The organism is Streptacidiphilus jeojiensis (assembly GCF_042510965.1).
In the GTDB taxonomy this organism is placed as follows: domain Bacteria; phylum Actinomycetota; class Actinomycetes; order Streptomycetales; family Streptomycetaceae; genus Streptacidiphilus; species Streptacidiphilus jeojiensis.
Genome location: NZ_JBEUKS010000002.1, coordinates 533,434 through 557,263, shown reverse-complemented (window position 1 = coordinate 557,263; position 23,830 = coordinate 533,434). Strand labels below are relative to the sequence as shown.

Sequence of the window (23,830 nt, the reverse complement as noted above, 5' to 3'; positions counted from 1 at the left end):
CCGGATCGGCATAAGTCCAGTTCAAGCCAGCATTTCAGACTGGGTTTCGCAACCCTGATTCCATTGGCGAAGTCAGCTGGTCGAGGTCAGATCCAAGCAAGGCCGTGGGCCGCGCACAGTTCGCGGACTCCGCCGGGCGTGTCATGGCCGGATTGCACTGGTCCCTGCACGACCAGGACGATCCCGCCCTCGCCGAACCAGGCGCCCGGCCGAGCCGCTCTCCCCTTACCAGACACCGAGGGATCGGGGTTGACTTCCGACATTTCCGCTGAATCCGGTGCGATGTTGTGCCAAGCTTATTGTCCTGATTGATGGTGAAGTATTGAGGGGGGCGCCTTATGTTCATCGCTGAGAGCAATGCGTTACCAGGCTGGCGCGGCGGCGACGGAAACGCCGCCTATCTCGACAAGACCCTGCGGTTCCAGCCGATCGAGATGCACCTCAACGAGAGTGTCAGTAGCAAGTTCCTGAAGCTTCTGCTGCTCCGGAGCTTCCTGGTGTCATTCCTCCTGTACCTGGCGGGTTTCCTGTTCGGAGTGGTACTGCTCCTCATCGGGGGCTCGGCCGTCGGCTTCGGCTGGCTGGTCTTCTGCGGCCTCGTCTCGACGGTCGTCTTCTGGGTTGTCCTGCTCTTCTCCCGCTTGCCCGAGGACATCGCCGAGTGGCGAGTGCTGCTGGCCGAGCGGTACGGCCGCCGCGACCAGGCGTACCTCGGCATCCGCCAGGTGCTGAGCACACGCGGTTTTCCGGTGGGGGTCGAGGAGAAGGACGGCCGGCTGATCCTCAGGGAGAGCAGCTACGTCGTCTACATCTCGGTCTTCACCTACGGCAGCAGCCTGTACCTCGGCTGGATGATGTGGCGATCGCGTCGGGGCTACCAGCTCATCGGCCAGTACATCCGCGACATGGTGCAGGGTCTGCAGGGCCGTAACACGATCGAGTTGCAGATCCTGCGGAGCGAGCGCGTCCGTGCCCTGCGGGAGGCCGCGCACATCGCCTGCAGGGAGGGACTGGCCGTGGCACTCTCCGACAGCGACGGAGGCTGGCCCGATCCGCAGGTGGAGCCGCAGCCCTCGTACGGCGGTGGGATTCCGGGACCCACCCCGGCACCGTACGAGGCGTACGGGCCGTACGGCTCGGTGGGGGCCCCGCCGATCCCCGTCACGCCGCCGACACCACCGTACGGAGCTCAGGACGGGCAGGGCGGGCTGCGTTGATCACCGCCCAGGACGGATTCGTCGATCTGTCGTGGGCGGGGGCGGCGTGGTGCGTCACCGGGGTCCGGCTGGAGCCGGACCCCACCATCGCCCGCAACGCCTCGGCCCTCGGTCTGCCGGAGGAGGAGCGCCGCCGTCGAGCCGTCGCGCGAGAGCGCGCCTGGCTCACCGACGCGTGGGCCCCGGACGGCCGCTGCTGGGAACTGCGCTACCGTCCCAGTGGGCGGCACGACGGCCGCCTTGACTGCGCTCTGCTGGCCCGCGCCCACGGACCCACGCCGGAGGCCGCCCGCACCGCGGCGTACCGGTTGCGCGAGCACCTCGACCGCCTGCCTTCATCGGTCCGCGCCATCCCGCTCGACACGCCCCGGCTCACCTCCTGCCTGCGGCCCTTCGAGCCGGCCGAGTCGGCCCGGCCGACCGAGATCCGTCCCCGGGTGCACTGGAGCAGGCTCGCCCGCGCGGATGCGGCCTTCCCGTACGGCCTGTACGTGGATGCGCTGGCCGCCGAGCCCATCTCCTGGGAGCCGTTGTGGACCGAACTCACCCGGATCAACGGGATGTTCACTCTCGGGATCCGCCTCGAACCGATGCCTTGGCGCCATCAGGACGCGGCGATGCTGGACCGGCTGATCACCGAGTACTCGGCGCTGGAGCGGCCCGGCCGGTTCAACCCCGCCATCGGCCGACAGGAGGCGGCCCTGCCGTTCGCCCAGCAGGCCGTCGCCCGCTACTCCCGGCTCCGACATGTGGCGTCGACCGAATGCGCGTACCGCCTCCGCGCCACCCTGGCCTGTGCGGACCAGGCCACCGATCAGTCCGCTGCCCAGGCCGCGTACCTGCTGGCCGCGGCGTTCGGCGGACCCGGCCAGGAGGGGTCGCGTGCGGTCGTGCGGCCCGTTCAGGACCTGGAGGAACGCCGGGCCGCCTGGTATGCGTTCACCCATCTGCACGACGAGTGGCTGCCCCGAACCCGCCAGCAGGAATTCCCCTACGCTTTCGGTGAGTTCGAGCGGATGCTGGCGGACCGGGTCGGCGTGCCCGAAGCCTCGGCCGTCTTCCGGCTGCCCACTGGGACCAGTGGGCACCTGCCGCTGTTCACCGTCAGCGCGCCCGCCGGAGCCACTACGGCACCCGCCACCGTGCCGCCCGGTATCGCCTCCGAATACGGACTGCCACAGCCGCCCCCGGGATTCACCGACGGAAGGACCCCATGACCCACGTCACTCTCACCTTCGACGGACCGAAGGAAGAAGCCGGCGAACTGCACCGGTCCCTCGCCGCCTGGCTGGGCATGGACGGACGGCTGGGGCGTGCCATCCGACTGGTCGAGGAGCCACCGCCGCCCGGCGCACTCGGCGGTCTTGCCGCCGCGGTCGAACTGGTCACCGCGAGCGCTCCCGTGCTCAGCGCCGCCGTCGGCGCAATCGGCTACTGGCTCGGCCAGCGCATGACCGGCAGCCCGATCAGCTTCACCGTCACCCGCGCGGACGGCAGTTCGCGAAGCTTCACCGTCGACCGCCGTGACCGGGACCTCGTCCTCGCCGAACTCGAACGGTTCGCCCGGCAGGAGAGCGCCGCTCAGACCGGCAGCCCCGGTGCCACTGCACCATGACACCTCACCCGGTCGCTCCGTCCGAGCCGGGCAACGCGCTGGCCGTGCTCGTCGGCACGGCCAGCCAGGTGCGTCCCGACGAGCTTCCGGCCGTTCCACAAGCCGCACAGAGCGTGCTCGCCCTGGGGGATGCGCTCACCGAGCCCCACGGCTGCTTCGACCACCCCGCCGGGATACGTACGATCATCGACCCACCCGACGCGAACACAGTCCTGGATGCCCTCACCCGCACCCGAACCGACGCGCCTGCGGACCGTCCACCCGATGTACTGCTCTTCTACTTCGCCGGACACGGTTTCGCTGTCGACGACGAGCGGCAACTGCGCCTGGCCCTCCCCGCGACAGTCTCCACCCGTCGCGGCGACGGACCGTCACTGCCCATCGGCGAGGTCTTCGCCGTGATGGCCAGGACCGGCGCACGACGGCCCGTCGCGATACTCGACTGCTGCTTTTCCGGACTGGCCCTGCACGCCCCGGAAGCCGCCCGCATCCATCTGCTGACCGCAGCCGGAGAGGGCTACCAAGCGGGCTTCCTGACCGGCCGCCCGGACCTGCCGACCGCGTTCACCGGTGCCCTGACGCACCTTCTGCGCGAGGGCGTGCCGGACGCGGGGCCTCATCTCGATCTCGGCACCCTCTACCGGCAACTCGCCGTCGCCATGCCCGCTGCCGACCCGCCGCGCCCGGAACCCACCCAACGGGCCGTCGACGACAGCGCCGACTTGGCCCTCGCGGTGAACCCCGCCCACGGCACCGCTCGCAGCCGCACGGGACTGCGCCGGCGTCACACATTCGCGATGAACGCCCGGACAGCAGCCCACCGGGCGGCCGACTTCGACGACCGCAACCGGGCCGCGCGGCGCCTGGACCTGGCCGTCCACGAGATGTGCGCCGTGGCCGCCGATGCGGCTGAGGCCCTGGGGCCCACCGACCCTGACACCCTGTACTACCAGGAGCTGGCGGCGGTGCTCCTCGCCGAGTCCGGTGACGTGGATGAGGCACGGACCCGGCTCGGCCGGCTCGCCGGGCAACTCGTGGGTTGCCCGGCCCACGCGGAGCGACTCGCGTCAGTACGGGCCAGCCTGACCCGCTGGGACCGGGCACGGAACTGACGGACCGGGCGACTTCGCCGACGGAATCAGCCCTGCGCCCGGCCGAAGAAGCGGGCGATGTCATTGACGAACGGCAGTGTGATCACCGGATTGGGTTCCGAGGCCAGCGCCAGCACCACGATCGCGATCCCGAGCACCCCCATGACCAGCACATCGGTGAACCGGCTGCGCACCGCCAGCATCCCCACCTCGGGGAGCGCGATCCGCAGGGCGCAGCCGAGCAGCAGCGCCGCGCCGATGGTGATCACGCCGGGCCGGAAGGCGTTGAACGAGGTCACCGCCAGCCCCACCGCGACCAGGGTAAGCACCACCACTATCGGCCACTGCCGGACCGGGACCGGATGGCTCCGATCGGCCGCGGCCGCAGACCCCTCCGGCGGGAAGGTGCCGGTGGTGGCGTCGGAGCGACGCCTGCCCGAGGAGTGCTGTGGCCGCGACGGCCGGCCCGGCCCGGACTCAGCCCGCGGCACGCTCGGCCGCCTCGACCACATTGCTCAGCAGCATCGCCCGGGTCATCGGTCCGACACCGCCCGGGTTGGGCGACAGCCAGCCGGCCACCTCGGCCACGCCGGGGTGCACGTCGCCGAGCAGCTTGCCGTTCTCGTCGCGGCTGACGCCGACGTCCAGCACGGCCGCGCCGGGGCGCACGTCCTCGGGCTTGACCAGGTGCGTCACACCGGCGGCCGCGACGATGATGTCGGCGCTGCGCAGGTGCGCGGACAGGTCGCGGGTGCCGGTGTGGGTGAGCGTGACCGTCGCGTTCTCGCTGCGGCGGGTGAGCAGCAGCCCGATCGAGCGGCCCACGGTGACCCCGCGGCCGACCACCACGACGTGGGCGCCGTTGGTCTCCACCTTGTGCCGGCGCAGCAGCTCGACGATGCCGTTGGGGGTGCACGGCAGCGGCGCCTCGATGCCCAGGACCAGCCGGCCCAGGCTCATCGGGTGCAGGCCGTCGGCGTCCTTGGCCGGGTCCATCAGCTCCAGCACGCGCTTCTCGTCCAGGCCCTTCGGTAGCGGCAGCTGGACGATGTAGCCGGTGCAGGCCGGGTTGGCGTTGAGTTCGCGGACGACCTCCTCGACGTCGCTCTGGGTGGCGTCGGCGGGCAGTTCGCGCTGGATGCTGGCGATGCCGACCTCGGCGCAGTCCCGGTGCTTGCCGCGGACGTAGGAGTGGCTTCCGGGGTCGTCGCCGACCAGGACGGTGCCGAGGCCGGGCTGGACGCCCTTGGCCTTCAGGGCTTCGATCCGTACGGCGAGCTCGGACTTGATCGCGGCGGCGGTGGCCTTGCCATCGAGAATCTGGGCGGTCATGGACCCATTCTCGCGGATCGCAACAGCAGGTCGTTACCGAGGTGGTTCCAGGTCCCCACCTGGCTGCGTGCGGGCAACGGGTTGCAGTTCCGCCGCAAGTGCGCACAGGCGTGCGAAGTAGCTGGACAGGATCGCACCAGATTGGAACGATGGGACCAGCAATTTGATACGCCCCAACGGCCCGTCACGAATGACAGGGACGTCTGGAGGCGGTCGGAACTCGGGGGAGACAGTGCGCGGTCATCAGCAGTCGCCAGTGACGTCCCGTCAGTGGACCCGGGCGACTCGCACCAGTCGGCGAGGCCCTGCCCAGGCAACCACAGCTCCGGCTTGTTCGGAGAGCACCGACCGCACCGTCATGCCCATCCGCTAATCGCGCCGCGTTCTCACCCGTACGGCCCGTGCCTGCGGTGTCCCGGAGCGTGCACCTCGTTCACCCTTCCTGCCCGGAGGCAAACCGTGTCCTATCCTCCCGACCCCAACAACCCCTATGGCCAGCCGCAACAGCCACCGCAGCAGCCCGGCTACGGCTACCCGCAGCAGGCTCCGCAGGGCGTCCCGCCGCAGCAGCCCGGCTACGGCCAGCAGCCTCCGCAGCAGCCCGGCTACGGCTACCCGCAGGGCCAGCCGCCGCAGCAGCCGCAGTACGGCTACCCGCAGCAGCCCCCGGCCCCGCCGCAGGGCGCCGAGTACGGCTACCCGCCCCAGCAGCCCGGCTACGACCCCAACGCCTACGGCTACCAGCCGCAGCCGGTGCCTGGCGTGGCCCAGGGCGCCTCGGGTTACGTGACCATCCCCACCGGGACCTTCCAGATCGCCTCCTACGGCGCCCGCTTCGGCGCCCGGCTGCTGGACGTCATCTTCGTCTTCGTGATCTACCTGGTGGTCTACTTCGCGGTGATCGCCGCGGTGATCAGCTCCTCCAACGGCGGCGGCATCAGCGGCGCAGGCTTCGGCGCGCTCATCCTGGTCGAGCTCTTCTTCTACGCGTTGTTGCTCGCCTGGGACGTGGCCTTCGTCTCCTGGAAGGGCGCCACCCCCGGCAAGATGATCCTCGGCCTGCTGATCGTGGACGAGCGCACCGGCGTCAAGCCCAGCTTCGGCGGCGCTCTCGCCCGCTGGGGCTTCCCGCTCGGCCTCGGCCTGTTCACTTGCGGCATCGGCGCGCTGCTGGTCTACATCTCGCCGTTCTTCGACAACACCGGCAAGCTGCGCGGCTGGCACGACCGGGCCGCCAACACCCTGGTCATCAAGCCCTGACAGCACGCGAGGGCCCGCTGTCCCGTTGGTGGGGACAGCGGGCCCTCGCGCGTTCACCGGCGTCAGTGGAAGAAGTGCCGGGTGCCGGTCAGGTACATCGTCACCCCGGCGGCCTTGGCCGCCTCGACCACCTGGTCGTCACGGATCGAGCCGCCCGGCTGGACGACCGCCTTGACCCCCGCGGCGAGCAGGATCTCCAGGCCGTCGGGGAAGGGGAAGAAGGCGTCCGACGCGGCGTAGGAGCCGGCCGCCCGCTCGCCGGCCCGCTCGACCGCGAGCCTGGCCGAGTCCACCCGGTTGACCTGGCCCATGCCGACGCCGACCGAGGCACCGCCCGAGGCCAGCAGGATCGCGTTGGACTTGACGGCCCGGCAGGCGCGCCAGGCGAAGGACAACTCGGCGAGCTCCTCCGGGGAGAGCGCGTCACCGGTGGCCAGGGTCCAGGTCGACGGGTCGTCACCGGCCGCGTCGATCCGGTCGGCCTGCTGCAGCAGCACCCCGCCGGTGACCGCGCGGGTCTCGATCGGGGCGGCCGCCGGGGTGCCGCGCAGCACCCGGATGTTCTTCTTCTGCGCCAGCACCTCGACCGCGCCGTCCGCGTAGGAGGGGGCGAAGACGACCTCGGTGAAGATCGGCGCGATCTGCTCCGCCAGCTCCACGGTGACCTCGCGGTTCACCGCGATGACGCCGCCGTAGGCCGAGACCGGGTCGCAGGCGTGCGCCTTGCGGTGCGCCTCGGCGACGTCCGCGCCGACCGCGATGCCGCAGGGGTTGGCGTGCTTGATGATCGCGACGCAGGGCTGGTCCTGGTCGTACGCGGCGCGGACGGCCGCGTCGGTGTCGGCGTAGTTGTTGTACGACATCTCCTTGCCGTGCAACTGCTCCGCCGCGGCCAGGCCGGTCCCGCTGCCGTCCACGTAGAGAGCGGCGGCCTGGTGCGGGTTCTCCCCGTAGCGCAGCACGTTCTCGCGCTCCCAGGTGGCGCCGAGGAAGGCCGGGAACGCCTCGTCGTCGACCGGGGCGTACTCGCTTGCGAACCAGGAGGCGACGGCCACGTCGTAGGCGGCGGTGTGGGCGAAGGCCTCACCGGCCAGGCGCTTGCGGGTGGCCAGGTCGAAGCCGCCGGCCGAGGCCGCGGCGAGGACGTCGGCGTAGCGGGTCGGGGAGGTGACCACCGCGACCGAGGGGTGGTTCTTGGCGGCGGCGCGGACCATGCTCGGGCCGCCGATGTCGATCTGCTCCACGCACTCGTCAGGGCTCGCGCCGGAGGCGACGGTGGCCTTGAACGGGTAGAGGTTGACCACCACCAGGTCGAACGGGGCCACGCCCAGTTCGTCCAGCTGCTCGCGGTGCGAGGGCAGCCGCAGGTCGGCCAGGATCCCGGCGTGGACCCGCGGGTGCAGCGTCTTGACCCGGCCGTCCAGGCACTCGGGGAAGCCGGTCAGCTCCTCGACCGGGGTGACCGGGACGCCGGCCGCGGCGATCCGCGCGGCGGTGGAACCGGTGGACACCAGCTCGACGCCGGCGGCGTGCAGGCCCTGCGCCAGCTCCTCCAGACCGGTCTTGTCGTAGACGCTGACGAGGGCGCGGCGGAGCGGCCTTTGGTTTTCGGAGACGGGCGCGGGCTGGGTGCTGCCGGAACTCATTGCTGATCCTTCGGTGTGTGGTGGTCCGTCAGAGGAGGTCAGGAGAGAGGGGGCGGGGCAGGGAGGGAGAGGACGCGGCGCCCGTCGACCCGGTGGCCCTCGCGGGCCAGCCGGCCCACGGCCTCGACCAGCAGTCCGCGTTCGACGGCCTTGATGCGCTCGTGCAGCGCCTCGCCGCCGTCCTCGTGGTCGGCGTCGGTCACCTCGACCACGCCCTGGGCGATGATCGGCCCGGTGTCGACGCCCTCGTCGACCAGGTGGACGGTGCAGCCGGTCACCTTGACGCCGTAGGCGAGGGCGTCCCGCACCCCGTGCGCGCCGGGGAACGAGGGGAGCAGGGCGGGGTGGGTGTTGACGATGCGGCCCTCGAAGCGGCGCATGAAGCCGCCGCCGAGGATCTTCATGAAGCCCGCGGTCACCACCAGGTCGGGCGCGTGCGCGGCAGTGGCCTCGGTCAGCGCCGCGTCCCAGTCGGTGCGGACGGCGAAGTCCTTCACCCGGAGCACGAAGGTGGGGATGCCGGCCGCCTCGGCGCGTTCGAGGCCAGCGATGGAGTCGCGGTCGGCGCCGACGGCGGTGATCAGCGCTCCGTACGCCGGGTCCGCGCAGGCCTCGATCAGGGCCTGCAGGTTGGTCCCGGAGCCGGACACCAGGACGACGAGGCGCGCGGGCGCGGCGGGAGCGGGGTAGTCGGACGCCTGGGCATCGAGGTACGCCAAAGCACGGTCCTCACGTCACGGCACGGCTGCCCCTGAGGCGTACTCGGCCGAACGGCACACTGCGCATCCAGGGCAAACCGGGCTATCTGGGGGCACACACGGGGTGTCATCTCGTGACCGGCATCCGTGTCCGCCGAAGGGGCCGACGACGGCGCCGAGGGCCGACCAGGAACCCACAGGGGCCGCCGGTCGTCAGCAACGATACCGGGCCCTGACAGCGGCCCGGCACTCGTGGTCGACGATCATGGGGTGGGGACGAGCCAGAGCGGGGTACGTAGTGAGAGGGTGTCCTCACGGGTGTCCTCTCAGAGGGACAGCGGGAAAGCAGCCCACAGTCAGGAGTACGGCGAAGACCATGGTCCAGAAATCGGACAGCGGCACACCCCCCGAGGGGCCCCGCGACCCCTTCGCCCCGCCGTCCAAGGACGCGCCGGACCGCCCCTGGCAGCCCCGGCAGCCGCAGCACCCGCAGGACTCCCAGCACTCGGGGCACTCCGGCCACTCGGGCCACCCCGGCCAGCACCGGAACGACGAGCGCGGCTGGGCGACCGAGACCCCGCCGGACGAGCAGGGCGGGGACTCCGAGGACGGCCCGCAGGACGGTCGGCCGCCGCGTCCGGTGGTACCGCCGCCGCACCCCTGGAGCCCCGGCTACCAGGGCCAGCAGCCGCCCCGTCCGCTGTACAGCCCGGCCCCGCAGGCCCCCCGTTTCGACCCCACCGACCCGGTCCAGCGCAGGGCCCGCTACGCGCTGCTCAGCGGCATGTGGGGGATCTTCTTCCTGATCCTCGGCGTTCCCTACATCACCCTGCTGCTGGCGTCGCTGGCGCTGTACTGGGCCATCAGCTCGCTGCGCGGCACGGCCAAGACCCCGACCTCCGCCCTGGACGGCACCGGGGTCGGCGCCGGGACCGCAGGACCGGCCGGGCCGTTCCCCGGCGCTCCCCCGGCCCCGACCGCACCCACCGCGCCGGGGGCGCCGCCCGCCCCGCCCGGGTACGGGATGCCGGGCTACCACCCCGGGTACGTACCGCCGTACCAGACCCGGCCCCAGGTGCCCGCAGCGATGGGCGGTCTGATCGCCGCCATCGTCGGGCTGGCGATGGTCGCCACCGTCTTCGGGGTGCAGCTGTACTACAAGAGCTTCTACGACTGCCAGAACAACGCGCTCACCAAGGCCGCCTACAACAGTTGCGCCACCACGGTGACGCCGAAGCCTCCGCAGTGGCTGGTGCAGATCGGCGGCTGAGCACCAGCCGTACCAGCAGCGCGCCGGGCACGCCGGCGGCCGCCCAGCAGAGGGCGGCCAGCCCGGTCCACCACGGGGAGGGGCCGACGGCGGCGAGCGCCCGGGTGCCCAGCGAGCCGCCGGACGCCGCGGCGCACACCGCCGCCAGCACGCCGGTGCCGACGGCCGCACCCAGGGCGACCCCGGCGGTGGCCACGGCGCGCCACCCGTACCGCTCCGCCGCCCGGCCCACGCAGCCGGACACGGCGGCCGCGGACGCCACCGGGACGGCCAGCACCAGCAGCGCCGACAGGCCGCCTCCGGCCGTCGGCAACGCCGAGAGCAGGGGGAACGCGGGGGGAGCCGGCGGCACCGCGACGGTGAGCGGGGCCAGCCGACCGCCCAGCTGGAAACCCGGTCCGAGCGCGTAGGCGGCCGCCCAGACGGCGCCGTTCGGCAGCAGCACGATGCAGAGCAGCAGCAGCGACAGCCGTCCGGCCAGATCGGGCGCGGTCTGGGCGGCGAGACCGCCGGCGGCGCCGAAGTGCAGCAGCAGGGCGGCCGCCAGCAGGACCGCACCGGCGCCCAGCAGCGCCGCGCCGGCGCAGAGGGCGGCCCGGAGGGCGACGGCGGGGCCGCCGGGGGCGTACAGGGCCTCCAGGGCGTTCGGGGTCGGCAGGGCGTCCCAGCGGCCCGAGGCATCTGGACCGTCCAGGTCTTCCGGGCCGTCCGGGCCCTCCGGGCCGTCCGGGTTGGGGGCGAACCTGCGGGCCCAACCGGGAAGACCGGCCCGGTCGGGCCACCGGACCCAGGCGGGCAGTCGAGGGCGGACGGGCAGGCGCAGCCAGGCGGGCAGGCCGCGGGCGCCCGAGCCGCGGTGCACGCCGACCGCAGCGACCGGCAGGGCCAGCAGCGCGGTGTGCCCGAGAGCGGCGAGGGGGTCGGCCGCGCGGAGGCCGCCGGGGGTGTCCGCCGCGGCTGCGACCACGATGGCCAGGGTCGCCAGCAGGTAGCCCGCCGCCAGGCCCAGCAGCGCCGAACCGGGGTGTCCGGGCTCCCGCACGCCGGCCTCGTCGTCGGACTCGTCCCCGGTCTCGTCGCCGAAGTCGTCCCCGAAGTCGTCGCTGAAGTCGTCGCTGAAGTCGTCGAACTGCTCGGACCCCTCCGCCCGCTCGGCCGCGTCCGTCCGGGTCGTACCGGCCCGCAGCGCGAAGCGGTACAGCGGCAGCAGCACCAGCACCGTCACCAGCAGCGGGGGCAGCGCCAGTGGCGCCCCGTCCGGCCGCAGCAGCCCGGCTCCCTGCGCCAGCAGCCACAGGCACGCGGCCAGGTGCAGCGCCCCGCCGGGCCCGACCTGGACGTACGGGGTCACGATCCACAGCAGGAACAGCGGGACGGCCAGCCCGGCGAAGCCCAGTCCGGCCGCCGCGGCTCCGCCCACCAGCCCGGTCCTGGCCGCCGCCGGATCGCCGAGGACCACTGCGGCCGGGCGCAACCACTCCATCAAGAAGGCCATGCCCCACCATGCTCCGGGTGCCACCCGTTTTGACCAACGACATGGCAGACATCAGCATTTCGCCGAAGAATTCCTATATGTCTCTCATCGGCTCTGCTGATCAACGGCGCTCGGCCGAATCCTTCGAGGCGCTCTACCGCGACAGTTACCAGCGGCTGACCCGGCAGGCCTACCTGCTGGTCGGCCACCGGCACCGGGCGGCCCACTGCGTACGGAGGGCCTTCCAGCTCGCCTGGAGCGAGTGGGACGTGGTGTCCGCCGACCCCTCCCCCGAGGGGTGGATCCGCGCCGCCGCCTTCGACCTGGCGCTGTCCCCCTGGCACCGCAGCCCGCTGCGCCACCCGGAGCACAGCGCCCGGCTGACCCGGGACGACCGCAAGCTGCTGACGGCGCTGCTGCACCTGCCCCGGGCCCAGCGCAGGGCCGTGGTGCTGCACGACGCCCTGGGCCTGGACTGGCAGCAGACCGCCGCCGAGATCGAGTCCAGCACCCCCGCCGCGTACGGCAGGGTGGTCCGCGCCAGGCTCGGCCTGGCCCGGATGGCCCCGACGGTGGCTGGCAAGGACGCCCGCCGGCGCGGCTTCGGCCGCGAGCTGGGCGTGCTGCTGCGCGGCGCCGCCGTCCGCGGCTGCCCGCTGCCTGAGGTGCCGTCACCCGGCGTGGTGCGGCAGCGTTCCCGGCTGCACGAGCGCGGGGTGACCGCGGCGGCCGGGGTGCTGGCCCTGGGCATGGCCGGGGCGCTGGTCGCCGGCGCCGTGGTCGGCACGCCGTGGCATCCGCGGACGGTGCCGTTCATCGCCTACCACCCGGCGAACCGGGTGGCGGCGGACTCGGCCCAGGCGGCTGGGCAGACGGCGGGGCAGGCAGCGGGGCAGGCAGCGGGGCAGAACCCGGTGCCGGTGTCGGAGGCGCTGCCGAACCCGGTTCCGGAGACGGCCCCGGCACCGGTGTCAGCTCCCGTGTCGGCCCCCGCCCCGGTGTCTGCCGCGGCCGCGCTGCCGAACCTGTCGCTGTTCACCGCGTCCGCGGCGCGGACCGGCCGCCTCCCGGTGCGGCTGTTCACGGCGCCCGGCGCCCGGCGGCAGCCACTGGCCCGGCCGATCTCCTCCGGCCTGCTGCTGCCGGCGCTGCCGACCGGCGCCACCGGCCCCACCGCGGCGGCCGTGCACTCCGGTGGCCACCCGGTGGCGCACCGCTCGATGCACCGGCCGTCGCTGCCAGGCGCCCTGTGCCGGCTGTTCGCGCTGCCTTGCCACCGGCACCACTGACGTCCCGGCACCCGCACAGCGAAGCGCCCTGCACCGGATCGTCCGGTGCAGGGCGCCTGCCTGACTGCCTGTTACTTGTTGCCTGTTGCCGTGCCTACTTGTTGATGAGCTCGCGGGCCAGGCGGGCGGTCTCCGACGGCGTCTTGCCGACCTTGACCCCGGCGGCCTCGAGGGCCTCCTTCTTGGCCTGCGCGGTGCCGGAGGAGCCGGAGACGATGGCGCCAGCGTGGCCCATGGTCTTGCCCTCGGGCGCGGTGAAGCCGGCCACGTAGCCGACGACCGGCTTGGTGATGTGCTCGGCGATGTAGGCCGCGGCACGCTCCTCGGCGTCGCCGCCGATCTCACCGATCATCACGATCAGGTCGGTGTCGTCGTCGTCCTGGAAGGCCTGCAGCGCGTCGATGTGCGTGGTCCCGATGATCGGGTCGCCACCGATGCCGACGGCGGAGGAGAAGCCGATGTCGCGCAGCTCGTACATCATCTGGTAGGTCAGGGTGCCCGACTTGGACACCAGACCGATCCGGCCCGGCTTGGTGATGTCGCCGGGGATGATGCCCGCGTTGGACTGGCCGGGGGTGATCAGGCCGGGGCAGTTCGGGCCGATGATCCGGGTCTTGTTGCCCTTCTCGCCGGCGTAGGCCCAGAAGGACGCGGAGTCGTGCACCGCGATGCCCTCGGTGATCACGACGGCCAGCGGGATCTCGGCATCGATGGCCTCGACCACGGCGGCCTTGGCGAAGGCCGGCGGCACGAAGATCACGGAGACGTCGGCGCCGGTCTTCTCGATCGCCTCGGCGACCGAGCCGAACACCGGCACCTCGGTGCCGTCGAAGTCGACGCTGGTGCCGGCCTTGCGCGGGTTGACGCCGCCGACGATGTTGGTGCCGTCGGCGAGCATGAGGCGGGTGTGCTTCATGCCGGTGGCACCGGTCATCCCCTGGACGATGACCTTGCTTTCCTTGGTGAGGAAGATAGCCATGGTTGTGGAGTCCTCGTCCCTTACTTCGCAGCCAGCTCGGCGGCCTTGTCGGCCGCGTCGTCCATGGTGTCCACACGCTGCACCAGCGGGTGGTTGGCGTCAGACAGGATCTTGCGACCCAGCTCCGCGTTGTTGCCGTCCAGGCGGACGACCAGGGGCTTGGTGACGGCCTCGCCGCTGGCGGCGAGCAGTTCCAGCGCCTGGACGATGCCGTTGGCGACCTCGTCACAGGCGGTGATGCCACCGAAGACGTTGACGAACACGGACTTGACGTCCGGGTCACCCAGGATGATGCCCAGGCCGTTCGCCATCACCTCGGCGGACGCGCCGCCGCCGATGTCGAGGAAGTTGGCGGGCTTGACGTTGCCGTGCTTCTCGCCGGCGTAGGCGACGACGTCCAGGGTGCTCATGACGAGACCCGCGCCGTTGCCGATGATGCCGACCTCGCCGTCGAGCTTGACGTAGTTGAGGTTCTTGGCCTTGGCCGCGGCCTCGAGGGGGTTGGCCGCGGCGTGGTCGACCAGCGCCTCGTGCTCGGGCTGGCGGAAGTCGGCGTTCTCGTCCAGGGAGACCTTGCCGTCCAGCGCGACGATCTTGCCCTCACCGGTCTTGACCAGCGGGTTGACCTCGACGAGCAGGGCGTCCTCGGCGATGAAGACCTTCCACAGGCTCTTCAGCACCTCGACGATCTGGTCGGCGACGTCGGCCGGGAACTTGGCCGCCTCGACGATCTCGCGGGCCTTGGCGTCGGTGACGCCCTCGTTGGCGTCCACCGCGATCTTGGCCAGCGCGTCGGGGTTCTCGACGGCCACGACCTCGATCTCCACGCCGCCCTCGACCGAGGCCATCGCCAGGAAGGTGCGGTTGGTGCGGTCGAGCAGGAACGAGACGTAGTACTCGTCCTTGATGTCGGCGGTCTGGGCCAGCATCACCTTGTGGACCGTGTGGCCCTTGATGTCCATGCCCAGAATGGCCTCGGCCTTGGCGACCGCGTCAGCCGGGTCGGAGGCCAGCTTCACGCCGCCGGCCTTTCCACGGCCACCGACCTTGACCTGCGCCTTGACGACCGCGCGGCCGCCCCAACCCTCAGCGATCGCTCGCGCCTCTTCGGCGTTCTCGATGACTGCACCGCCCAGCACCGGTACACCGTGCTTGGCGAAGATGTCCCTCGCCTGGTATTCGAACAGGTCCACGCGCGTCCGTCCTTGTGATCGCGACTTCGGAAGTGGTCGGTCACGGGAGGGCCGGCCACTCCTATCTTCCCAGCGTGCCGCCCGAAAGGTCGCCGCTGTGGCCGTCGCGGCGGTCGGTACGCGGAATCCCGGAGGTTTCTCGCGGCCGACGCCATCTGCTACGGGGAGCACACGGCCTGGCGTCAGACGGGCAGGCATGTCCGTCTCGCAGGTTATCCCCGTCCGAGGTGCACATTTCGCCGCCGACCGGACTGTGGCCGGTGATAACCGTCACAGCGGGGGCGCACGACCTCACCACGCTCCCGCACATGGCACTCCTCCGGGGCGAATCCGACGAAGTTCATTGCTTTTGCCCCCCGACTCCAGGAACGTGTTCTGGTAACGGTGCACGCACAGACCGTAGCGACGACCGTCCAAGAAGCGGATGCTCGATGCACAGCGCACGTCACCGCGTCCAGAACCCGGACGCGCCGCACGACGGGGCGACCGCCCCTCCCGCCTCCCCTGCCCCCGCCGCCCCTGCTCCCACTGCACTGGGCGTCGAGATCCCCCAGCTCGGTACCGCCCGCAACACCTGGGAGATGGACCGCCAGGCGGCGGCCACCCTGCCCGGGGCGCCCTCCTCGGTGGCCCTGGCCCGACGCTTCGTCCGGATCACCGCCGCCATGTGGCAGCTCTCCCGGGAGACCCTGGCCGACGCCGAGCTGTGCATGTCGGAGCTGGTCTGCAATGCGGTCACCCACACCGGCAGCAGCCGGGTGCACTGCCGGCTCTGGAGCGCCCGGGGGGTGCTGTTCCTGGAGGTGGACGACGAGGACCGGGGCGACCTCCCGGAACTCGGCGTCGCCGACGCGGACGACGAGCACGGGCGCGGGATGCTGTTGATCGACAGCTTCGCCACGGCCTGGGGCGCGGTGCCCCGGCCGGGGACCGAGGGCAAGACCGTCTGGGCGGCGTTGGCCCTTTCGGGGGAGTGAGGGTTCCCCGGATCAAGTGCCTCAGTCCTCGGGGACCGGGAGGGGTTGCTTCTGGATGGCGGCCGCCATGACGTCCGGGAAGAGGTCCGGGGTGCAGGCGAAGGCCGGCGCGCCGAGGGCGGCCAGCGCGGCGGCGTGCGAGCGGTCGTAGGCCGGGGCGCCGTCGTCCGAGAGTGCGAGCAGCGCGATGAACTGGACGCCGGACGCCTTCATGGCGGCCACCCGCTTCAGCATCTCGTCGCGTATGCCGCCCTCGTAGAGATCGCTGATCAGCACCACGATGGTGTCGGCCGGACGGGTGATCTTCGACTGGCAGTAGGCCAGCGCCCGGTTGATGTCGGTGCCGCCGCCGAGCTGGACCCCGAAGAGCACGTCCACCGGGTCGGAGAGCTGCTCGGTGAGGTCCACCACCGAGGTGTCGAAGACCACCAGCCGGGTGCTCAGCGAGGGCATCGAGGCCAGCACCGCGCCGAAGACCGAGGAGTGCACCACCGAGGCGGCCATCGAGCCGGACTGGTCGATGCAGAGGACGACCTCCTTCTTCACCGCGTTGTGGGCCCGGGCGTAACCGATCAGCCGCTCGGGGACGACGGTGCCGTGGTCCCGCTCCGCGGTGGGCTCCAGGTAGTTCTTGAGGTTGGCGCGGATGGTGCGGTCCCAGTCGATGTCGCGGTGCCGGGGCCGGTTCACCCGGGCGCTGCGGTCCAGGGCGCCGCCGAGCACCGAGCGGGTGCGGGTGGCGATCCGGCGCTCCAGGTCCTGGACCACCTTGCGGACCACGGCACGGGCGGTCTCCCTGGTGGTCTCCGGGAGCGCTCGGCCCAGCGAGATCAGCGTGCCGACCAGGTGCACGTCGGGCTCGACCGCCTCCAGCATCTCCGGCTCCATCAACAGCTGGGCCAGGCCCAGCCGTTCGATGGCGTCCTGCTGCATCAGCTGCACCACGCTGGTGGGGAAGTACTCGCGGATGTCGCCGAGCCAGCGGGCCACCTGCGGGGCGGAGCCGCCGAGGCCTGCGGAGCGGTCGCCTGCGGCATGGCCGTAGAGGGCGGAGAGGGCGCGGTCCATGGCGGCGTCGCGGCCGGTGAGGCGGGAGGCCGGCGCGTCGGCTTCGCTGCCCAGGACGAGTCGCCAGCGGCGTAGGCGTTCCTCGGTGTCGGTGGTCATGATCGAACCTCCGTGGGTGGGTGGTTGGCCGCGCAGTTCCTCGCGCCCCCAGGTTGTGCATGGCTGAGCCCAAGCAGCAAAGTTGCTGTCTTGCGGGCCTTGGCGGCTCTGAGGGGGTCGAGGTCGGGAGCGAAGCCGGGGCGGTCGTCCGACGGGGTGTCAGCCGCCTTCGTGCCGCTGCGGATGCGGTCGGCGATGGTGCGGCGGACTCCGGGTTCGAAGCCGGAGAAGGTGCGGCGGAGCAGCGGGAGGACGTCCGGGAAGGCCGCGTCGGGGACCGAGGTGAGCCAGTCGTCGACCAGGCCCAGCAGGCGGGTGTCGTGGACCAGCAGCATTCCGCCGCCGGCCAGGAAGCCCTCGATCCAGCCGGCGGCCTCGGCCGGGGGCGTGACCGGGCTGAGGGTGAGCCGCATCTGCCGGGCGGCCTCGGCGGCGTCCCACTGGTTGTCGTCCAGCAGCAGCCGGGCCGCCCGGCCGCGCAGCAGGCCGGCGATGGTGTCGCGTTCGGCCAGCGTGCGCAGCGTGGCCGACCAGCGCCGGCGCAGGTCGTCGGCATCGGAGTCGGTGAGCAGGGCCACCGCCGCGTGGGTGGAGCCCAGATGGCCCGCCATCGCGCCGGCGCCCTCGGCGTCCAGGCTGTTGCAGGCGGGGGGCAGGCCGATGCAGATGCGCACCGCGAGGCCCTCGGCCAGCTCGCGCAGCGCGGTGGCGTCGGTGCCGCGGACGTCGCCGTAGCGCAGCGAGCGGACCAGGGCCGGCAGCGCCTCGGCGAGGTGGGCCACGTCGGCGTCCAGGGCGGCCCGGTCGGCGAGCGCCTGCAGCACGGTCGGCAGCGCGTCCGGCAGGTCGGCCAGCAGGCAGCCCTCGGCGAGCGCGGTGACCTCGCCCAGCGAGCCGGAGTGGGCGGCCAGGTCCCGGGCCCGGCCGGTGGCCGCGGACTCGACGGTGGTGCCCCAGATGCCCGCCTCGGCGACCTTGATGGCGAGTTCCGGCTCCCAGACCAGCCGCCAGCTCTCCCGGAACGTCCCGGTGCTGCCGGTGCGGGAGGCCGCGGCACGGCCCCAGGGGATGTCGAGCAGGGATAGCCGGTGCAGCAGCCGGCTGCGGGCGGCGTCGGTGTCCTTGCGCAGGTCGAGGTCGAGGTCGCGCTCGCCCGGTTCGGGCTTCAGCCGCAGGCTCCGCTGAAGCCTGGTCAGATCGCGCTGCAGCGGCACGGTCGGCGCCTCATCCGGCACCTGGCCCATCCGGTCGCCGACCACCATGAGGTCCTGCACCAGCGCCAGCGGGACGTCGGACCCCTCGCACATCACCGCCCGCACCGCGTCGGTGCTCTCGGCCAGGCCGGGCAGCGGGCGGCCGCGCATCGCGGCCAGGGTCTCGGCCAGCCGGACCGCCTCGATGACATGGGCCGAGGAGACGGAGTGGTCCTCGGCCCTGAGCAGCGCGGCGACCTTGGTCATCCAGCGGACGGTGCCGCGGTCGGTGGACTCGAAGAGGTGCTGGTACCAGCCTGGTGAGGCGATGCCGGCGCCGTAGCCGGTGTGCTGGGAGAGCCTGCGGTGGGTCCAGGGCACCCAGGTCAGCTCGACCTTGGCCTTGGGCAGCCCCTTGAGCAGGGCGTCGTCGGCGGCGACCGGCGGTCGCGCGGCCAGCGCGGGTACGTGCCAGGCGCCGCAGACCACGGCGATGCGCTGGTGGCCGGCCCGCCGGGCCGCCCGGATCTGCCGGCGCATGAAGGCCTCGCGCCGGGCCTCGTGGGCGCCGGACGGCTCCGAGCCCGGGGGCCGCAGTTCGGCCATGGCCTCGGCGATGCCGCGGAAGGGGCCCAGCGCGTCCGCATCGTCGGCGGAGCGGTGCTCCACCGCGTCGTCCCACCACTGCTCCGGGTCGTCGTGCCCGGCCGCCCGGGCCAGCTCGCCGATCGGGTCGATCCCCGGCGCTTCCGGCTCCTCCTCGCGCTCCCTGGCGAAGCCGTGCGCGGCGGGCAGGTCGATGAACCGCACCGGTACGCCGTGGTCCAGGGCGTGCCGCAGGGCGACCCACTCCGGGGAGAAGGCGGCGAAGGGCCAGAACGCGGCCCGGGCCGGGTCGTCCACCACATGCGCCAGCAGGGCCACCGGCGGGACCATGTCCTGATGCGCCGCCAGCTCCAGCAGCGCGTCCGCCTCGGGCGGTCCCTCGATCAGTACGGTGTCGGGCCGGTACTGCGCCAGCGCAGCCGCCACCGCCCGGGCCGATCCGGGTCCGTGGTGACGCACGCCGAGCAGGGCTACGTCCTCGACCCGTCGCTGTGTCGTAGGCATAGTGCCGCGCCTCCTTCCGATTCTCGATGGTCGACGGCCTGTCAGCGCTGTGCGGCCTCGCGGCAGCTGCGGTAGAAGTCCTTCCAGTCGTCGCGTTCGCGCACCACGCTCTCCAGGTACTCCTGCCAGACCAGGCGGTCCGCGGCCGGATCCCTGACGACCGCCCCGAGCAGGCCTGAGGCGACGTCGGCCGGCCGCAGCACGCCGTCGCCGAAGTGCGCGGCCAGGGCCAGGCCGCTGGTGACCACCGAGATGGCCTCGGCCGTGGACAGGCTGCCGGAGGGGGACTTGACCTTGGTGCGGCCGTCGGCGGTGACGCCGTCCCGGAGCTCCCGGAAGACGGTGACGACCCGTCGGATCTCGGCCGAGCCGCTCGGCACCGCGGGGAGGTCCAGCGAGCGTCCCAGCTCGCCGACCCGCCGGGAGACGATGTCCACCTCCTCCTCCAGCGAGGCCGGCAGCGGCAGCACCACGGTGTTGAAGCGGCGGCGCAGCGCGCTGGAGAGCTCGTTGACGCCCCGGTCCCGGTCGTTGGCGGTGGCGATGAGGTTGAAGCCGCGGACCGCCTGCACCTCCTCCCCCAGTTCGGGTATCGGCAGGGTCTTCTCGGAGAGGATGGTGATCAGGCTGTCCTGCACGTCGGCGGGTATCCGGGTGAGCTCCTCCACCCGGGCGGTGCGGCCCTCGGCCATCGCCCGCATCACCGGGCTGGGCACCAGCGCGCCCCGGCTCGGCCCCTCGGCCAGCAGCCTGGCGTAGTTCCAGCCGTAGCGGACGGCCTCCTCGGGCGTGCCCGCGGTGCCCTGCACCAGCAGCGTGGAGTCACCGCTGACGGCGGCCGCCAGGTGCTCGGACACCCAGGTCTTGGCCGTACCGGGAACACCGAGCAGCAGCAGCGCGCGGTCGGTGGCGAGGGTGGTGACAGCCACCTCCACGATCCGGCGCGGGCCCACGTACTTGGGGGTGACGACGGTGCCGTCCGGAAGCGTCCCGCCGAGCAGATAGGTGGCGACGGCCCAGGGCGAGAGCAGCCAGCGCGCCGGACGGGGCCGGTCGTCGGCGGCGGCGAGGGCGGCGAGTTCGGCGGCGTAGGCGGTCTCGGCATGCGGGCGCAGGGCCTCCTCGGCGGGGGCCTCGACCGGGGGCACAGCGGATACGGACATGCGGACTCCGTAGGGTCGTTGAGGAATGGGGCGAAAGCCTGGAAGCAGCGGGACGCCGGCTGCGGAACCCACTCTGCACCCACCCACTGACAATCCGCACCTGCCCCGTCCCACCTGCGGCGATGCACGGCGGAGGGCGATTGTCGGACCCTCCCTCTACCGTCGTGGCCATGGAGGATCGGTGGACACCCGAGCACGTTCTCTCACTCGCCCCTGACGCACCGTCACGCAAGGCCGCGGGCAAGCTCTCCGCGCCCGCGCCGTGGTCGGCCGAGGGTTCCGTCTCCGCTGCCGCGAGGACGGCGGTCTGGGGCGAGTGCAAGGGCAGCGGAAGCACTCCCTACCGTACGGTGGTGGACCTCTCCGGGCCCGCCTTCCAGTGCAGTTGCCCCAGCCGCAAGTTCCCCTGCAAACACGCGCTGGCGCTGCTGCTGCGCTGGTCGCAGGGGGCCGCCGAGCAGGTCGGGGACCCGTCGGAGGTACCGGACTGGGCCGAGGGCTGGCTGGCGGCACGGCAGTTGAAGTCCGAGCGGCAGCAGCAGGAGCGGGAGGCGCAGCCCGAGCCGGACGACAACGCGCGCGCCGCCGCCGAACGGCGGCTGTCCCGCCGGGCGGCGCGGGTCGCCGCGGGCGCGTCCGAGCTGGAGGCCAGGCTCGCCGACCGGATCCGCTCCGGCCTGGCCGACGCCCCCGGTCAGGGCTACGCCGGCTGGGGCGATGTCGCAGCCCGGATGGTCGATGCGCAGGCTCCGGGACTGGCTTCCAGGGCAAGGGAGTTGGGTGCGGTACCGGGCTCCGGCAGCGGCTGGCCGGCCCGGCTGCTGGAGGAGTACGGGCTGCTGCACCTGCTCGCGACCGGCTACCGGCAGGTGGACCTCCTGCCCGCGCCGCTGGCGGCCACGGTCCGTTCCCGGGTGGGTTTCACCGTGGACGCCGCCGAACTGCTGCGCGGCCCGCTGCTGCGGGACCGGTGGCTGGTCCTCGGCAGCAGGGACAGCGCCGACGACCGGCTGATCACCCGTCGGATCTGGCTGCGCGGCAGCAGCAGCGGCCGGGACGCGCTGCTGCTGGCCTTCGGCCGCCCCGGGACGGCCCCGGACCTCGCCCTCCCCACCGGCCTGCTGCTCGACGCCGAGCTGGCCTTCCATCCCGGCGTACGCCCGCTGCGCGCCGCCCTGGGCACCCGCTACGCCGCCCCGGAGACCCCGGAGCCGACCGGGGCGGCCCCCGAGGGCCTGGATCTGACCGCCGCGCTGGACGCCTACGGGCGGGCCCTGGGCGACGACCCCTGGCTGGAGTCCTGGCCGGTGGTGCTGCGCCGGGTGATACCCGCGCCCACCGCGATCGGCTGGGAGCTGGCCGACCCCGCCACCGAGCAGTCCCTGCCGGTGGACCGGCGCTCGGTCCCCGACTCCGGCCTGTGGCGGCTGCTCGCCGCCTCCGGCGGCCGTCCGCTCACGCTGTTCGGCGAGTGCGGCCACCGCGGCTTCACCCCGGTCACCGCCTGGTACCAGGACGGCGGGACCGTCCGCCCGCTCACAGTCGCCCAGTTCGGAGGCCGGCCATGACCACAGCGATCGACGGGACCGACTGGCCGGAGCTGGTCACCACCGCCCTGCTCGGCACCGACCGCCGTCCGCTGCCCGGCGCGGCCGACACCGACCCGGCCACCGACCCCGCCACCGCCCTGCTGGACCGGGCCGCGCTGCACACCGTCGGCCGGCGGGCCGGCCTGCTCCCCGGACGGGCGGCACCAGCGACGCCGCCCGCCCCGGAGGACCCCAGGCCGGCCCTGCCGGAGAGCGCGTCGCAGCGCCTGGCCATGCTGCTGCCCGCCCCCGGGAGCAGCAGCGGGGCCGGCAGCCTCGCCAATGTCAACGAGCTGCTGCCGCAGTACCTGGCGGCCGCCAACACCCACGGCTACCGCGCCCCCGCACCGCTGGTGCCGCCGCTGCTGGACGCCGCCCGCGCCCGCAGCGAGCTGCGCGGCGACGCGGTGGAGCTGGCCGGCCCGCTGGGGCGTTGGCTCGCCGAACGCAACCCGGACTGGCGCTATGTGCTGCGCACCCCGGTCCGCGGTGACGGCGGGGGCCAGGACGAGGAGCAACGGCTGTGGCAGGAGGGGCTGTTCGCCGAGCGGGTGACCTACCTCACCCGGTACCGCCGCCGCGATCCGGCCGGGGCCAGGGAACTGCTGGTCGGCAGCTGGTCCACCGAACGGGCCGAGGACCGGCTGCTGTTCCTGGACGCCCTCCAGGAGAACCTCTCCGCCGCCGACGAGCCCTTCCTGGAGTCCGCGCTCAGCGACCGCTCCAAGAACGTCCGGCTGACCGCCGCCGAACTGCTCTCCACGCTCCCCGGCTCCGCCCTGGCCGGCCGGATGGCCGAACGCGCCCGCGCCGCGGTCGCGCTCACCACGGCCGGTGGGGGTGCGCGGCTCACCGTGCACCCGCCGACCGCCTGCGACGCCGCCATGCAGCGGGACGGCATACCCGCGACCTCTCCCACCGGACGCTCCGCACGGGCGTTCTGGCTGGGCGAGATCGTGGCCGCGACCCCGCTCGGCACCTGGTGCGAGGGGTTCGGCACCCCGGCCGAGGTACTCGCCCTGCCGGTCTCCGAGGAGTGGGCCCAGGACCTGCACGACGCCTGGGCCCGCGCGGCGGTCCGCCAGAACGACACCGCCTGGGCCCGCGCCCTGCTGGCCGGGATCGGCCCCGGGGCCGGCACGGCGGCCAAGCTCCTGGCGGTACTGCCGCCGGACGAGCGGGCGCGCTGGACGGCGGACTTCCTGAGCGGGTCGCAGGGGCTGGGCGACGTCTTCCAGCTCCTGGTCGCCTGCCCGGCCCCCTGGCCGCCGACGCTGGCCGAGGCGGTGCTGCGGGCGCTGACCCGGGTGGCCGCGGGTGGGGGCTACCCGTGGAGCCACAGCGGGGTGCTCGGCGTGGCCGAGCGGGCGCTGCCCCCGGAGACGGCGGACCGCCTGGACGCGCTGGCCGCCGACGCGGACTCGGCCTGGGCCGAGATGTTCACCCGCCTCGCCGCAACCCTCCGCCTACGCGCCACGATGCTCTCCGAGCTCAACCCGTGACCACCCAGGGGCGCGGGGAACTGCGCGACCAGCCCACTACGGAGGTGCATGGTTGGCAGCGCAGT

20 protein-coding genes are annotated in these 23,830 nt (G+C 73.0%); 10 read left to right on the top strand and 10 right to left on the bottom strand.

Annotation, left to right across the window (positions count from 1 at the left end):
• Positions 1 to 338: 338 nt before the first annotated feature.
• Genes ABUW04_RS08320 through ABUW04_RS08305 form a run of 4 tightly spaced genes read left to right on the top strand, consistent with a single transcriptional unit; the run spans position 339 to position 3,944 of the window.
• The gene (locus tag ABUW04_RS08320) at positions 339 to 1,217 is read left to right on the top strand and encodes a hypothetical protein (protein ID WP_380563785.1); all 879 of its coding nucleotides are present in this window, start codon (positions 339 to 341) and stop codon (positions 1,215 to 1,217) included.
• Positions 1,214 to 2,434, top strand: a complete 1,221-nt coding sequence (locus ABUW04_RS08315; RefSeq protein WP_380563784.1) for a hypothetical protein — start codon at positions 1,214 to 1,216, stop codon at positions 2,432 to 2,434. The genes ABUW04_RS08320 and ABUW04_RS08315 overlap by 4 nt, the downstream gene beginning before the upstream one ends.
• The gene (locus ABUW04_RS08310) at positions 2,431 to 2,832 is read left to right on the top strand and encodes an effector-associated constant component EACC1 (RefSeq protein ID WP_380563783.1); all 402 of its coding nucleotides are present in this window, start codon (positions 2,431 to 2,433) and stop codon (positions 2,830 to 2,832) included. The genes ABUW04_RS08315 and ABUW04_RS08310 overlap by 4 nt, the downstream gene beginning before the upstream one ends.
• Entirely contained in the window at positions 2,829 to 3,944 is a 1,116-nt protein-coding gene (locus ABUW04_RS08305) for a hypothetical protein (protein WP_380563781.1), read from the top strand. The genes ABUW04_RS08310 and ABUW04_RS08305 overlap by 4 nt, the downstream gene beginning before the upstream one ends.
• A gap of 26 nt (positions 3,945 to 3,970) precedes the next feature.
• On the opposite strand, the gene ABUW04_RS08300 is transcribed toward ABUW04_RS08305, so the two are convergent.
• The gene (locus ABUW04_RS08300; RefSeq protein ID WP_380563780.1) at positions 3,971 to 4,258 is read right to left on the bottom strand and encodes a DUF3017 domain-containing protein; all 288 of its coding nucleotides are present in this window, start codon (positions 4,256 to 4,258) and stop codon (positions 3,971 to 3,973) included.
• Positions 4,259 to 4,400: 142 nt separating this feature from the next.
• A complete protein-coding gene (locus tag ABUW04_RS08295) occupies positions 4,401 to 5,255 on the bottom strand; it encodes a bifunctional methylenetetrahydrofolate dehydrogenase/methenyltetrahydrofolate cyclohydrolase (RefSeq protein WP_380563779.1) in 855 nt (284 codons plus the stop codon).
• A gap of 459 nt (positions 5,256 to 5,714) precedes the next feature.
• Here ABUW04_RS08295 and ABUW04_RS08290 point away from each other — a divergent pair, with 459 nt between their 5' ends.
• Complete coding sequence (locus ABUW04_RS08290) at positions 5,715 to 6,515, top strand: RDD family protein (RefSeq protein WP_380563777.1); 801 nt, start codon at positions 5,715 to 5,717, stop codon at positions 6,513 to 6,515.
• Positions 6,516 to 6,577: 62 nt separating this feature from the next.
• On the opposite strand, the gene purH is transcribed toward ABUW04_RS08290, so the two are convergent.
• Together purH and purN are read right to left on the bottom strand one after the other, a co-directional pair.
• The gene (purH, locus tag ABUW04_RS08285; RefSeq protein WP_380563776.1) at positions 6,578 to 8,161 is read right to left on the bottom strand and encodes a bifunctional phosphoribosylaminoimidazolecarboxamide formyltransferase/IMP cyclohydrolase; all 1,584 of its coding nucleotides are present in this window, start codon (positions 8,159 to 8,161) and stop codon (positions 6,578 to 6,580) included.
• A gap of 38 nt (positions 8,162 to 8,199) precedes the next feature.
• Positions 8,200 to 8,880: a phosphoribosylglycinamide formyltransferase gene (gene purN, locus ABUW04_RS08280; RefSeq protein ID WP_380563774.1), complete on the bottom strand. Its 681-nt coding sequence runs from the start codon at positions 8,878 to 8,880 to the stop codon at positions 8,200 to 8,202.
• Positions 8,881 to 9,235: 355 nt separating this feature from the next.
• On the opposite strand from purN, the gene ABUW04_RS08275 reads away from it, so the two are divergent.
• Positions 9,236 to 10,129 carry a hypothetical protein gene (locus ABUW04_RS08275; protein ID WP_380563773.1) on the top strand — a complete coding sequence of 298 codons (894 nt, stop codon included), beginning with the start codon at positions 9,236 to 9,238 and terminating at the stop codon, positions 10,127 to 10,129.
• Here ABUW04_RS08275 and ABUW04_RS08270 read toward each other — a convergent pair.
• The gene (locus tag ABUW04_RS08270; RefSeq protein ID WP_380563772.1) at positions 10,050 to 11,624 is read right to left on the bottom strand and encodes a cell division protein PerM; all 1,575 of its coding nucleotides are present in this window, start codon (positions 11,622 to 11,624) and stop codon (positions 10,050 to 10,052) included. The genes ABUW04_RS08275 and ABUW04_RS08270 overlap by 80 nt on opposite strands.
• A 77-nt stretch (positions 11,625 to 11,701) precedes the next feature.
• On the opposite strand from ABUW04_RS08270, the gene ABUW04_RS08265 reads away from it, so the two are divergent.
• Complete coding sequence (locus ABUW04_RS08265; RefSeq protein ID WP_380563771.1) at positions 11,702 to 12,892, top strand: RNA polymerase sigma factor; 1,191 nt, start codon at positions 11,702 to 11,704, stop codon at positions 12,890 to 12,892.
• Between the two features lie 94 nt (positions 12,893 to 12,986).
• Here the strand turns inward: ABUW04_RS08265 and sucD are convergent, their stop codons facing one another.
• Together sucD and sucC are read right to left on the bottom strand one after the other, a co-directional pair.
• Positions 12,987 to 13,871, bottom strand: a complete 885-nt coding sequence (gene sucD, locus ABUW04_RS08260; RefSeq protein ID WP_380563769.1) for a succinate--CoA ligase subunit alpha — start codon at positions 13,869 to 13,871, stop codon at positions 12,987 to 12,989.
• A gap of 20 nt (positions 13,872 to 13,891) precedes the next feature.
• Positions 13,892 to 15,064, bottom strand: a complete 1,173-nt coding sequence (gene sucC / locus ABUW04_RS08255) for an ADP-forming succinate--CoA ligase subunit beta (protein ID WP_380563768.1) — start codon at positions 15,062 to 15,064, stop codon at positions 13,892 to 13,894.
• Positions 15,065 to 15,495: 431 nt separating this feature from the next.
• Between sucC and ABUW04_RS08250 the strand changes: the two genes are divergently transcribed.
• Positions 15,496 to 16,041 carry an ATP-binding protein gene (locus ABUW04_RS08250; protein WP_380563767.1) on the top strand — a complete coding sequence of 182 codons (546 nt, stop codon included), beginning with the start codon at positions 15,496 to 15,498 and terminating at the stop codon, positions 16,039 to 16,041.
• 21 nt (positions 16,042 to 16,062) lie between these two features.
• Here the strand turns inward: ABUW04_RS08250 and ABUW04_RS08245 are convergent, their stop codons facing one another.
• Genes ABUW04_RS08245 through ABUW04_RS08235 form a run of 3 tightly spaced genes read right to left on the bottom strand, consistent with a single transcriptional unit; the run spans position 16,063 to position 20,674 of the window.
• Positions 16,063 to 17,208, bottom strand: a complete 1,146-nt coding sequence (locus ABUW04_RS08245) for a VWA domain-containing protein (protein ID WP_030264361.1) — start codon at positions 17,206 to 17,208, stop codon at positions 16,063 to 16,065.
• Positions 17,205 to 19,511, bottom strand: a complete 2,307-nt coding sequence (locus tag ABUW04_RS08240) for a DUF5682 family protein (protein ID WP_051726468.1) — start codon at positions 19,509 to 19,511, stop codon at positions 17,205 to 17,207. The genes ABUW04_RS08245 and ABUW04_RS08240 overlap by 4 nt, the downstream gene beginning before the upstream one ends.
• A gap of 41 nt (positions 19,512 to 19,552) precedes the next feature.
• Entirely contained in the window at positions 19,553 to 20,674 is a 1,122-nt protein-coding gene (locus tag ABUW04_RS08235; RefSeq protein WP_030264365.1) for an ATP-binding protein, read from the bottom strand.
• Between the two features lie 170 nt (positions 20,675 to 20,844).
• On the opposite strand from ABUW04_RS08235, the gene ABUW04_RS08230 reads away from it, so the two are divergent.
• The gene (locus tag ABUW04_RS08230; RefSeq protein ID WP_030264368.1) at positions 20,845 to 22,242 is read left to right on the top strand and encodes an SWIM zinc finger family protein; all 1,398 of its coding nucleotides are present in this window, start codon (positions 20,845 to 20,847) and stop codon (positions 22,240 to 22,242) included.
• On the top strand, positions 22,239 to 23,765 hold the full coding sequence (locus ABUW04_RS08225) for a DUF5691 domain-containing protein (protein WP_030264369.1): 1,527 nt from the start codon (positions 22,239 to 22,241) through the stop codon (positions 23,763 to 23,765). The genes ABUW04_RS08230 and ABUW04_RS08225 overlap by 4 nt, the downstream gene beginning before the upstream one ends.
• The last annotated feature ends 65 nt before the right edge of the window (positions 23,766 to 23,830 follow it).